Source organism: Paenibacillus paridis (assembly GCF_006345825.1).
In the GTDB taxonomy this organism is placed as follows: Bacteria; Bacillota; Bacilli; order Paenibacillales; family Paenibacillaceae; genus Pristimantibacillus; species Pristimantibacillus paridis.
Genome location: NZ_VCIX01000066.1, coordinates 93,507 through 106,099, shown reverse-complemented (window position 1 = coordinate 106,099; position 12,593 = coordinate 93,507). Strand labels below are relative to the sequence as shown.

Annotated in this window: 10 protein-coding genes; all 10 read left to right on the top strand. The window is 49.3% G+C overall.

Going from position 1 to position 12,593, the window contains the following annotated elements:
* Window positions 1-188 precede the first annotated feature (188 nt).
* The 10 genes from ispG to FJQ58_RS03260 all read left to right on the top strand — a co-directional run bounded on the left by ispG (window position 189) and on the right by FJQ58_RS03260 (window position 12,550).
* On the top strand, window positions 189-1,298 hold the full coding sequence (gene ispG, locus FJQ58_RS03305) for a flavodoxin-dependent (E)-4-hydroxy-3-methylbut-2-enyl-diphosphate synthase (RefSeq protein WP_139991007.1): 1,110 nt from the start codon (window positions 189-191) through the stop codon (window positions 1,296-1,298).
* Between the two features lie 166 nt (window positions 1,299-1,464).
* Window positions 1,465-2,562, top strand: a complete 1,098-nt coding sequence (locus FJQ58_RS03300) for a GerAB/ArcD/ProY family transporter (RefSeq protein WP_162341275.1) — start codon at window positions 1,465-1,467, stop codon at window positions 2,560-2,562.
* Complete coding sequence (locus FJQ58_RS03295) at window positions 2,559-4,130, top strand: spore germination protein (RefSeq protein WP_139991005.1); 1,572 nt, start codon at window positions 2,559-2,561, stop codon at window positions 4,128-4,130. The genes FJQ58_RS03300 and FJQ58_RS03295 overlap by 4 nt, the downstream gene beginning before the upstream one ends.
* Window positions 4,127-5,230: a GerAB/ArcD/ProY family transporter gene (locus FJQ58_RS03290; protein WP_139991004.1), complete on the top strand. Its 1,104-nt coding sequence runs from the start codon at window positions 4,127-4,129 to the stop codon at window positions 5,228-5,230. Before FJQ58_RS03295 ends, FJQ58_RS03290 begins: the two co-directional genes overlap by 4 nt.
* Complete coding sequence (locus FJQ58_RS03285; protein ID WP_139991003.1) at window positions 5,227-6,450, top strand: Ger(x)C family spore germination protein; 1,224 nt, start codon at window positions 5,227-5,229, stop codon at window positions 6,448-6,450. Before FJQ58_RS03290 ends, FJQ58_RS03285 begins: the two co-directional genes overlap by 4 nt.
* An 18-nt stretch (window positions 6,451-6,468) precedes the next feature.
* Window positions 6,469-6,705, top strand: coding sequence for a hypothetical protein (locus FJQ58_RS03280; RefSeq protein WP_139991002.1), 237 nt, complete (start codon window positions 6,469-6,471; stop codon window positions 6,703-6,705).
* Between the two features lie 346 nt (window positions 6,706-7,051).
* Window positions 7,052-8,755 (top strand): ATP-dependent protease LonB, encoded by a 1,704-nt coding sequence (lonB, locus tag FJQ58_RS03275; RefSeq protein ID WP_139991001.1) that lies wholly within the window; start codon window positions 7,052-7,054, stop codon window positions 8,753-8,755.
* Window positions 8,756-8,792: 37 nt separating this feature from the next.
* Window positions 8,793-11,162, top strand: a complete 2,370-nt coding sequence (gene lon / locus FJQ58_RS03270; RefSeq protein WP_139991000.1) for an endopeptidase La — start codon at window positions 8,793-8,795, stop codon at window positions 11,160-11,162.
* The gene (yihA, locus tag FJQ58_RS03265) at window positions 11,159-11,746 is read left to right on the top strand and encodes a ribosome biogenesis GTP-binding protein YihA/YsxC (RefSeq protein WP_139990999.1); all 588 of its coding nucleotides are present in this window, start codon (window positions 11,159-11,161) and stop codon (window positions 11,744-11,746) included. The genes lon and yihA overlap by 4 nt, the downstream gene beginning before the upstream one ends.
* 213 nt (window positions 11,747-11,959) lie before the next feature.
* A complete protein-coding gene (locus FJQ58_RS03260; protein WP_139990998.1) occupies window positions 11,960-12,550 on the top strand; it encodes a non-ribosomal peptide synthetase module in 591 nt (196 codons plus the stop codon).
* Window positions 12,551-12,593: the final 43 nt, after the last annotated feature.

Sequence of the window (12,593 nt, the reverse complement as noted above, 5' to 3'; positions counted from 1 at the left end):
GCTCGAATATAAGAGGCTATAGGATTGCTCTTATAGCACGGCTTATATTTCACCGCGAAACGGCAGCCGCCCCTTCATCATGGCGGCAGTCGTTTGCGCTTGACTACCGTCATTGTTTCCACCCAGCCGTGCGGTTTTTTGCCGCCAGTCAAAGGGTGGACTTTGACGTTAATGGGAGAGATAAGCATATGTACTTACGTCAAGATACGGTACCGGTCAAAGTCGGCAATCTTACGATTGGCGGCAGCAATGAAGTGCTTATTCAAAGCATGTGCACAACCAAGACGGCGGATGTCGAAGCGACCGTTGCCGAGATATTGGGTCTTGAGGAAGCCGGCTGCCAGCTTGTGCGGGTTACGGTCAACAACAAGGAAGCTGCAGAAGCGATTAAAGAGATTAAGAAACGCATTCATATCCCGCTCGTTGCGGATATTCATTTTGACTATCGACTTGCTCTGTTAGCCATCGAGAACGGCATTGATAAAGTTCGGATTAATCCGGGCAATATTGGCCGCCGGGAGCGGGTAGAAGCCGTTGTAAAGGCTTGTAAGGAAAAAGGGATTCCTATCCGGATTGGCGTAAACGCTGGTTCATTGGAAAACCATCTTTTAGAGAAATACGGTTATCCAACGCCTGAAGCCATGGTAGAAAGTGCGTTGTTCCATATTGGAATTCTCGAAGAGCTTGATTTTCACGATATTATCGTATCTCTTAAAGCATCGGATGTGCCTATGGCGATTGCAGCATACACCATGGCAGCCAAAGTCATTAAATACCCTCTCCATCTGGGAATCACAGAGGCTGGGACGCTGCACACGGGCACAATCAAGAGCTCGGCCGGCATCGGGGCGCTGCTTGCGCTAGGCATCGGCAACACGCTTAGAATTAGCTTGAGTGCCGACACGGTTGAAGAGGTTAAAGTTGCCCGCGAATTGCTGAAGACGTTTGGTTTGATTACAAATGCGGCTACGCTGGTATCTTGTCCGACTTGCGGCCGATTGGATATCGATCTATTCTCAATTGCTAACGAGGTAGAAGATTACATTGCCAAGATAAAAGTGCCTATTAAGGTGTCTGTGCTTGGCTGTGCGGTTAACGGTCCGGGCGAGGCTCGGGAAGCGGATATCGGCATTGCAGGCGCAAGAGGCGAAGGGATGCTGTTCCGTTATGGAGAGCTCATTCGCAAGGTGCCTGAGGCTGAGCTGCTGAATGAGCTGAAGAAGGAAATTGATGAAATTGTGCGTGTGTTTGAAGCGACCGGTGAAATTCCTGGCCGCAAGCACCATGCGCCGGCATAATGAGGAGAAGAGGCTGATTTGCGTCTAAGTAGACGCGGATCAGCCTCTTTTTAGTTTATAAATGGAAGACGCCAGTTTCTCTTAACCTAAGTGCATAGTTTTCGGAAAATTAGGGAAAATAATGTTTACAGCGCATGAAGCGGCTAGGAGTAAAGGCGGGGTGGAGTTGGAGCGCATAAGTCTGAATCAGCTTGGATCTATGATCGTGTTGTTTTTGATTGGAAGCTCCTCTTTGTTTTTGCTTGCGAGCGATGCCGCTAAGGACGCATGGATCGCGGTTTTTGTTGGTATGCTGTGCGGCTTGATTTTGTTGTGCGGCGTAAACCTTGCTTTATTTAGGCTAATGCCTGATAAGGACTTGATCGAAATGATATTCGAGCTACTAGGTAAGCCGATAGGATTCGTCATTTGTATATCATACGTCTTATTCTTTTGCTACGAATCGATTCGCAATGTACGAGAGTTTGGAGATTTGATGATCATGTATTTGCTGCCGCAAACGCCGTTGGCAGCGTTAATGCTGATCATATGCCTGCTTGCAGTCTATACGGTCTTCCATGGCTTGGACGTTTTTTTTCGAATGGCAGAGGCCATTTTACCTATAGTGATTGGTATCTATATCATCCTCTTTACACTTATCGCAGGATCTGGTTTGCTTCATCTTGAAAATTTGACCCCGATTTTCGATGATGGCTTTTCAACCGTTTGGCGTGCGGCTTTTCCTGAGCTTATTTCTTTTCCGTTTGGTGAGTTGATTCTTTTTTTAATGTTTTGGAAGCACGCTGCAAAGGATGGCAAAATGACGAGCTTGACGGTCAAATGTTATTTGTTCTCTGGATGCTTTATCACCATTACCAATATATTTATTTATGCAGGCTTGGGAAATCTGGCGGGGACCGTAGCCATTCCGCTCATGCAGTTAACCAACCTGATTGAATTTTCACAGTTTTTGGAGCGAATTGATCCATTTGTAGCGCTGCTGCTGTTTACAGGCGTATTTTTTAAATTGACTGCCTATTATTTTGGTGCGGTGCTTGCCTTGTCAAAGTTCATTAAGCTGCCAAGCAAGCACATCATTATAATCGTTGGCGCCGTCATTTATTTCGGGTCCTTTATGTTCAGGAACTATATGGAGCAGGTGTGGCTGGGCTTCCAATATAATGTGAAATATCACTTTCCGCTCTTTCAAATCGTAGTGCCGGTGGTTCTGCTCATGCTGGCGGTTATCAGAAGGAGGCGGAACGAAAAGGTGCTTACGGAATGAAAAAAGAGCTTAAAATCAGCATTGACGCCGACGCAAAGGAGCTTACGCCCTTATCTAAAGAGCTGCAACAAAATATTAAGATGGTCACCGAGGAGCTGGGAACAGAGCCCGATATCATCATCAGGCAGCTGCATTTGTATAAAAACAGCAAGGCGGCATTGCTCTATATTGCCGGGATGACAGATGCTAATGTGGTCAATTTGCTTGTCATGAGCATCGTTTCAGAACCGCCGCTTGGCAGTGAAGGGCAAGAGGAAGAGTCCGCTTTTCAAACCTTGATGTACCGCTCGTTAGCCATTGGTGGCGTCCAGAAGCTGGAGAGTATTGATGAAGTGCTGCTTGCCATGCTCGAAGGCAACACCGTCGTCATGGTAGACGGATCGGTTGAAGCGATTGCTGCTTATACTTGCGGAGTGGACAGGCGAGGGGTGGAGGAACCAAGTACGCAGACCGTAGTCCGCGGACCCAAAGAAGGCTTTACGGAGAGCCTCCATACCAACACATCGCTTATTCGAAATAAAATTAAATCGACGAATCTACGGATGGAGTACCGCATCATCGGCCATCAGACGCGCACCACGATCGCTGTCGTCTTTATGAAAAATATAGCCGAAGAAAAAGTCGTGCAGGAAGTGCGAAGAAGGTTAGATGCGATAGATACGGACAGTATTTTGGAGAGCGGTTATATTGAAGAGTTTATTCAGGATAAAACCTTTACTCCGTTTCCGCTGCTTCAAAATTCCGAGCGGCCAGATGCGGTTGCGGCTGGGCTGCTGGAGGGACAAGTGGCGATCATTGTTGACGGAACCCCGTTTGTGCTGCTCGCACCAGTCACGTTCGTTAAATTTTTTCAGTCCAGCGAGGATTATTATCAACGGTATGATATCGCAACCTTTCTGCGGATTATTCGTTTTGGATCTTTTTTTGCATCGATGCTCCTTCCGTCTCTATATATTGCGATAACGACCTTTCACCAGGAAATGCTGCCAACCCAGCTGCTAATCAGCATTGCTGCCCAGCGGGAAGGGGTGCCGTTCCCGGCGCTTATCGAAGCGATGATTATGGAGATTACCTTTGAAATTTTAAGGGAGGCTGGCGTGAGGATGCCTCGAATCATCGGGCCCGCGATTTCGATCGTCGGGGCTCTGGTGCTCGGGCAATCTGCGGTGCAAGCAGGGTTGGTTTCGGCTGCGATGGTTATCGTGGTATCCTTTACAGCCATTGCCAGCTTCGTTATACCGTCTGTCAATATGGGGACGGCGGCACGATTGATTCGGTTTGCCTTGATGATTTTGGCAGGCACCTTTGGCGTGTTCGGCATTTTAGCGGGATTGATGCTTCTTTTGACTCATTTGTCGGCGCTTCGTTCATTCGGCCTTCCTTATTTGACTCCGATAGCACCCCTTGTACCGGGCAATTTAAAGGATGTGTTCATTAGGGTTCCGTGGTGGGCGATGAATAAGCGTCCGGCCGGTCCCAACCAGAACCCGAGTGTGCGTCAAGGGGAGCCTAGCAGCCTCACGGACAAGGATGCTGATTCCGACAAGAAAGGCAGTGATGTCGAGTGAAGCAGCGGATTTCGAACCTGCAGGCGATAGCGATCGTCGTGAATGCGATTGTTCCGAGCTCTATTTTGTTTATCCCGAGCTATGTGATCCAAATATCCAAACAGGATGGCTGGATCACCGTTTTGCTGGCCCTCGCTGCTGGTCTATTGTTTGCCTACGCTATCGGTAGCGTTGCGCGCCACAATAATCGCGCTTCGCTGATGGCTTGGTTGGAGAGCAGCTTCGGGAGATGGGTAGCGTTCGTCATAGGGCTTGTGCTTTGCGCTTATTATTTCATAACCGCAGCGACGATGATCAGGCAGTTCGCGAATTATATGTCTGAGCAAATTATGATGAATACGCCTCTATTTATGCTGGTAGGCATTATCGTACTCGTGTCAGTCTATATGGTTTCACAAGGAATTGAAGCTATGGGACGCGTGCATTTTATCGTATTGGTGTTAGTTTTGCTGTTCGTCGCGATTAACATTGTATTGTTATGGGAGCAGTATGACTTCAAGCAGTTTCTCCCCATTCTTGAAGTCGCGCCTGTACGACATATTCCGGCAGGCATCATGCCCCTTGGCTGGTTCTCGGAAATTGCAACGCTGCTGCTGCTTGTCCCCTTTTTGGACAAAAAAGACTCTGTCATTCGCATCGCCGTATGGGGAACGCTGCTCGCTGGCATCATGGTTACGCTTATTACAGCGGTGACGATAGCGGTGTTCGGTACGAAAATCATCGGCGCGTTGTCCTATCCTGCTTTTGCTGCCATCGGAACGGTTGAAATTGGCCAGTTTGTGGAACGTGTAGACGTACTGCTCCTTTCGGCTTGGACGGCATCCATGTTCGCGAAGGTATCGGTCTTCCTCTTCGGTTTTTTCCATGTCCTCTCGCACACTTTCAAAATGAAATCGCATCTTAGCTTGTACGTTGCAGGAAGTGCGCTGGTCATGGCTACGGCTTTGTACTCATGGCCCAGCAATATCGTCGTTGCCGAGTTTAGTTATACGACGCTGAGCTTGTTTTTTCTAATTAGCAATTACGGTATATGTTGCATTCTGTGGTGCGCTCTTCTCTTCACGAGGCGTAAATCAGGTACGGGGGAGGCTGGCTTATGAGAAATCCTCGTATATTGGCTATGGGGATTCTTTTTTTTCTTTGCACGGTGCTGCTTTCGGGCTGTTGGAACAGGATTGAGCTTAATGAGCTGGCTATCACCTCTGCCACTTCGATTGACCGGAAGGGGGAGGATTGGGTCGTCTCCTTCCAGGTTGTGATCCCTTCTTCCATTTCTTCGGGAATCGGGATAACCGGCGGAGGGGCAGGCGCGCCAGTCAACGTCTACTCAACGGTTGGAAAAACGATTAGGGAAGCCAATTCTAAAAGTTTTTTCGAGAGCCCGCGCAAGCTTTATTTTGCCCATAACCGTGTCCTCATCGTTAGCGAAGAGACGGCAAGACGCGGACTAAATCCGATGCTGGATGTTTATTTGCGCAATACGGATGCCCGTGAAACGGTAGATGTGCTCGTTACGCCAGGCAGCTCACGAAAGATATTGGAGCAAATGATGCAAATCCAGAAAATTTCAGGCGACGGCATAAGGGAAATCAATATTTTGGAAGCCAAGCATACCTCCGTGCTTCCCGAGGTGAAGATGTATCAACTGGCTATGAATTTGGCTAGCGATTCCGCAAGCGCGCTGCTGCCGGAAGTTTATGTTTCGGGAAAGTCGGATGCTTCCTCCTTGAAAGTATTCGAGAGCACAACCTTGCCGGCGAAAATAAAGCTGGGCAGAGTTGCCGTGCTCAAGAAGGACAGAATGGTAGGCTGGTTGTCCCGAAAGGAGGCGCTAGGCGTTGCCTTTATCCGAAATGACGTGAAAAATACGGTGCTGACGTTGGCTTGTCCCGGCGATCAAGCCAATAATTTGACCGTCGTCGTAGGACCTTCTAATACCGAGCAAAAACCATCGCTAAAAGACGGGCATATGAATGTAAAAGTGCATATCAAAGGCAGCGCTGTGCTCACGCAATCCGATTGCGCTTCCGTTGATTTTTATAAACCGGAGGTTATTGCGCAAATGGAGAAGGCAATCGAACAGGAAATTTTGCGCTATGCCGATTCAGGCTGGAAGGCGATTCAGAAGCTTCAAACGGATGCCGTAGGCTTTGCGGATATGGCTCATCGGAAATACCGCAAAGAGTGGCGTACGTGGAAGAAGGATTGGGATGCCGTATTTTCCGAAATTAAACTGGAGGTCTCTGCGGATATTACGATAACCAATGTGGGCCTAAGCAACCAACCGCTCAATGTCAATCAGCTGCGGGAAGGCAAGTAACGGAAGGAGGCTATGGATTTGACAACCGTCGCTATCGCATGTCTGCTCGTCGCAGCCCTATGGCTTGGGATGAAGCCGCTGGTTAAGAAAAAGCAATATCAGAGCTGCGTAATCTATACTGTTATGTCGCTATGGGCAGTGTACTTATTTGCTTCCGGAAGCTATGGCTGGCCACCTGTCACGCCTGTGTCCATGATGTCCGGCCTCCTTGCGCCGTTAAAACAATTTTTGAACCTCATGAGCTGGCTGACGTGACGGGAGGGCTTTCTGAAAAATAACATTCCAAGCGGTTATTACCAGTTTATAGAGGCAATACTATCACTTAGGCATGCATATAACGGATCGTTTGTATATACGAGCTTCACTACTTTATGGCTTCGGCCGTTTACGCTTGAAATAAAGGAATGGACGAAAATATTTGTCCATGCCGCCTTTATTTCTTCGCGAAACGAGTCTTGCTAACATTATGGCTTCGGCCGTTTACGCTTGAAATAAAGGAATGGACGAAAATATTTGTCCATGCCGCCTTTATTTCTTCGCGAAACGAGCCTTGCTAACATTATGGCTTCGGCCGTTTACGCTTGAAAGGAGCGGGTTGCTAATGAGTTTAAGTGTTGTGTTAATGTTGATTCAAGTGTTTTTTGCTGTTGTTATTGGCTTGTATTTCTGGAATTTGCTGCGCAATCAGAAGACGAACCGCTCTGCCGTGGACCGCGAATCGCGCAAGGAAATGGACAAGCTGCGGAAGCTAAGAAGCGTATCGCTGACCAAGCCTCTGGCGGAGAAAACAAGGCCGCAAGCGATGCAGGACATCGTAGGGCAGCGTGACGGCTTGCGTGCCCTTAAGGCAGCGCTTTGCAGCGCGAACCCTCAGCATGTCATTATCTATGGTCCGCCGGGCGTAGGGAAGACGGCAGCGGCTCGTGTGGTGCTCGAGGAAGCCAAAAAAAATCCTTCTTCGCCATTTTTGCCGGAGGCCAAGTTTACGGAGATCGATGCCACTACGGCGCGCTTTGACGAGAGGGGCATCGCCGATCCGCTCATCGGCTCTGTGCATGATCCGATTTATCAAGGCGCTGGCGCAATGGGTGTAGCTGGCATTCCTCAGCCTAAGCCAGGCGCGGTAACCAAAGCGCATGGCGGAATTTTATTTATCGATGAAATCGGTGAATTGCATCCGGTGCAAATGAATAAATTGTTAAAGGTGCTGGAAGACCGCAAGGTATTTCTGGAGAGCGCCTATTACAATTCGGAGGATTCCAACATTCCGGTGTATATTCATGATATTTTCCAAAATGGCTTGCCTGCCGATTTCCGCTTGGTTGGCGCAACGACGCGTTCGCCGCAGGAAATACCGCCAGCCATTCGTTCGCGCTGCATGGAAGTGTTTTTCCGCCCGCTGCTTGCAGAGGAGATTGGCTTGGTAGCGGAAAACGCAGTTAAAAAAATCGGATTTGCCCCTTGCCCCGAGGCGATTGATGTCGTGAAGCGATATGCAACAAACGGGCGCGAAGCGGTAAACGTGATCCAGCTCGCCGCAGGCGTTGCTTTGTCGGAGAAGCGTGACAATATTAGTGCTGGAGACATTGAATGGGTCGTCAACAGCAGCCAAATCCCGCCCCGCCCCGACCGCAAGGTGCCGGATGCGCCGCAGGTCGGCTTCGTGAACGGCCTAGCCGTTTATGGCCCGAATATGGGCACGCTGCTTGAAATCGAAGTTAGCGCGATTCCAGCAGCGACAGGCAAGGGTCAATTCACGATTACGGGCGTGGTCGACGAGGAGGAATTAGGAGGGGGCTCGCGCACGCTTAGAAGAAAAAGCATGGCTAAAGGCTCCGTGGAAAACGTGCTGACCGTTCTTAGACGCGTTGGCCTGAATACGCAGGATTATGATTTGCATATCAACTTTCCCGGCGGCACTCCGATTGACGGGCCGTCTGCCGGCATCGCAATGGCAACGGCGATTACTTCGGCAATTAAAGGCATCCCGATTGACAACAAGCTGGCAATGACCGGCGAGGTTGGCATACATGGGAACGTAAAGCCGGTCGGCGGCGTATTAGCTAAGGTAGAGGCTGCTTTCCAGGCTGGCGCAAATACGGTCATCATACCGAGAGAGAACTGGCAGGCCATCTTCGCTGATTTGGAAGGCCTCAAAGTTATTCCTGTAGAGAAGGTGGAAGAAGTGTTCAAATACGTGTTTCCAGGTGAGGAACAGTCTCCGTCACGCATGGAAGCCCCGTTTGGGACCGATCTTTTTATCGCTTCAGGCGTTCCCTATTTGCAGGCTGAATCCGTAGAATGATAAACTAGGGTAGACGTTAACATTTGGAGGTGCTGGTGTGGGACCTAATAAATCGAAAGGTCGTCGGCTGCCCTTGCTTCCGCTAAGAGGGCTACTCGTTTATCCCAGCATGGTGCTCCACCTTGATGTGGGTAGGGACAAATCGGTTCGAGCGCTAGAGCGCTCGATGGTCGAAGATCATATGATATTGCTTTGTTCACAGTCTGAAGTGAACATTGAGGAGCCGACGGAGGAAGATATTTATAAAGTCGGTACAATTGCAAAGGTAAGGCAAATGCTGAAGCTGCCGAACGGCACGATCCGCGTATTGGTAGAGGGCGTGAGCCGCGCGGAAATTTTAGATTATTTGCCGAATGACGAGTTTTACGAAGTATCGGTCAAAGAATTGCCGGAGCAGGAAACCGATGATCCGGAAGTGGATGCGCTGATGCGCTCTGTGCTAAGCCAATTTGAGCATTACATTTCATTATCGAAGAAGGTCACGCCCGAAACCTACGCGGCGGTATCCGATATCGACGATCCGGGCCGCCTAGCGGATGTAATCACAAGCCATCTTTCGCTTAAAATCAAGGATAAGCAGGATATTCTTGAAACGGTGGATGTCGGCGAGCGGCTAGAGAGATTGCTTGATATTCTGAACAACGAGCGCGAAGTGCTGGAGCTTGAACGCAAAATAAACCAGCGCGTCAAGAAGCAAATGGAAAAAACGCAAAAGGAATATTATCTGCGCGAGCAAATGAAAGCGATCCAGAAGGAGCTTGGCGAGAAGGAAGGCCGCGCCGGCGAAGTCGAGGAGCTGCGCTCGCAGTTGGCTGAGGCAGGCGTGCCTGATCAAGTGAAAGAAAAAATCGAGAAGGAAATTGACCGGCTCGAGAAGATGCCGTCAACCTCGGCAGAGGGCGGCGTCATCCGCAATTATATCGATTGGCTGCTTTCTTTGCCTTGGAACAAGACAACGGATGACGACTTAACCTTAAGCAAGGCTGAAGCCATTTTAAATGATGATCATTACGGCTTGGAGAAGCCAAAGGAACGGGTACTCGAATATTTGGCCGTTCAGCAGCTTGTCAAGCAATTGAAAGGCCCTATTCTTTGCCTCGTTGGACCGCCGGGCGTCGGGAAGACGTCACTGGCCCGTTCGATTGCGAAGTCGCTCGGCCGCAAGTTCGTGCGTATCTCCCTCGGAGGCGTGCGCGACGAAGCGGAAATTCGGGGCCACCGCCGGACTTATGTAGGCGCTATGCCGGGAAGAATCATTCAAGGCATGAAAACGGCAGGCTCGCTGAATCCTGTTTTCTTGCTGGATGAAATTGATAAGATGGCTCAGGACTTCCGGGGAGATCCGGCTTCGGCGCTTCTTGAGGTGCTCGACCCGGAACAAAACAATACGTTCAGCGACCACTTTGTTGAGGTTCCGTTCGATTTGTCCAACGTGATGTTCGTAACAACGGCGAATGCGATGCACAATATTCCCCGTCCGCTTCTTGATCGGATGGAAGTGCTGTATATCCCAGGATATACAGAGCTTGAGAAGCTGCAGATCGGCACGAGGTATCTGCTGCCGAAGCAGAAGAAGGAGCATGGCTTGACGGAGGAGCATCTCACCGTATCGGATGAAGTGCTGCTGCAGCTAATCAGAGAGTACACGCGGGAGTCCGGCGTTCGGAATTTGGAGCAGCAAATTGCGGCGGTTTGCCGGAAGGCAGCGAAGTATTTTGTCTCCAAGGAAGAAGCTGGGGCAGTTGAGCCTCTGGATCTCACAAGCGATCGGTTGAAGGAATGGCTGGGACCTGCTAAGTTCCGTTACGGCCTAGCTGAGAGCGAAAATCAGATCGGCGCTGTGACTGGTCTCGCCTGGACAGAAGTGGGTGGCGATACGCTCGTCATCGAAGTCACGATAATGCCGGGTAGCGGAAAGCTAACGTTAACTGGTAAACTAGGAGATGTCATGAAGGAGTCGGCTCAGGCCGCATTCAGCTATACCCGCTCCAAAGCCGTTGAGCTTGGCATAGATCCTGGCTTCCATGAGAAAAACGATATTCATATTCATATTCCCGAAGGTGCCATCCCGAAAGATGGACCATCAGCCGGCATTACCATTGCAACAGCGCTTATTTCTGCGCTCACGAACCGCTACGTCAATAAAGAAGTGGCGATGACGGGCGAAATAACACTCCGAGGGCGTGTTCTGCCCATTGGCGGCTTGAAGGAAAAATCGCTAGCCGCTCATCGCGCAGGCATCCGGACGATACTGTTGCCGAAAGAAAATGAACGCGATTTAAGGGATATTCCCGATAGCGTACGACATGATATGCAATTTTTTCCTGTCAGTCATATGGATGAAGTGCTGCAGCATGCGTTGCTTCCGGCTCAAACGGAGGAGAAGGCAGGTACAACGATTTTATGAAAATTACACAAGCAGAGTTTATCATCAGTGCAGTAAAACCCCATCAATACCCGGAGGACGCCTTGCCAGAGATCGCTCTGGCAGGGCGTTCGAATGTCGGAAAATCTTCATTGATTAACAAATTGATTTTGCGCAAAAACTTGGCAAGAACAAGCTCGCAGCCAGGCAAGACGCAGCAGCTAAACTATTACCGTGTCAATGAACTTATTTATTTGGTTGATTTTCCCGGCTATGGCTATGCCAAAGTATCGAAGACGCAGCGGGCGCAATTCGGCGAGATGATCGAGCGGTATATCCGTGACCGAGAGCCTTTAAAGCTGCAGCTTTTAGTCATCGACATTCGCCATGAGCCGTCGCAGTTGGACCAGCAAATGTATAAATGGCTTAAGCATTATGAGGTGCCAACCTGCATCGTCGCAACGAAGGCGGACAAAATTCCAAAATCGAAATGGGACAAGCATATTAAAATGATCAAACAAAAGCTTGAAGCAGATCCTAGCGATTCCGTTGTTTTATTTTCATCGGAATTGGGTATTGGAAGAGAGCAGCTTTGGGAAGTCATTACGGAAGCGATTGCTACATGAGGTAGCAAGTGCAGCAAGTTATTATATAAAGCAGAGGATACAGTGAAAAAGTCGGCATTCCTCGTGAATTCTTCCGTTATTTTGTGGAATATGCGAGAATATCGGGGCTGGACGGCAGGAATAAAATGCTGAGATCACGTATAATATACTTAAGCAACAAGACCAAAATGATTAGACCAAAGCGTGCAAGTTCAAAGAATTGAGGAGATTTTTATGGCTAAGCGGCTAGCCACAGAGTATGTAAATGCCAAACTGCAATTGACGAATGAAGAGATGGCTGAGTTTATCCGTTTATTTGAAGAGCAGCAAATCCGGTTACAGGTGCTTGTGCTCGACAATGGAAATCAGGAGCTCGTTCTCGAAGATGTGGCAGGGAGGGAAGAAGTCCGACTGACCTTTGAACGTCAACAAAACAATTATGTCTGCGTACTAACTTGCCGTCTTGTGCAACCGAGGCTGACCAATGCCATGCGAAAAGCGATATCTGCTTTCCGCGGCAACGCGATCGTCAACCGAATCTACAGTCATTATACGATGATCTATCATTATAAGAATGGTTCCGTCCACCAAATTGTTGAAAGCTCTAAGACGGGCGACCGTGTCGTGTTCGAATTCAAGGATACGCTTGGTCAATTGGAGCGGGTGTTCCGCAGCCGTCTGATCGAGCGTGAGATCGGATTACTGGGCAGTGCGGTCAATGAATTGCTGGATCTTCGCAACCAGACGAAGGATGCTGAAGAGATTAGCAAAATTGACGAGCGTTTGTCGGATTTGACTCGCAAGCTCTTCATACTGGAAGCATAACCGGTATTGGGGAAACGGAAGAAGAGAGGCTGCTGCTGCGGCT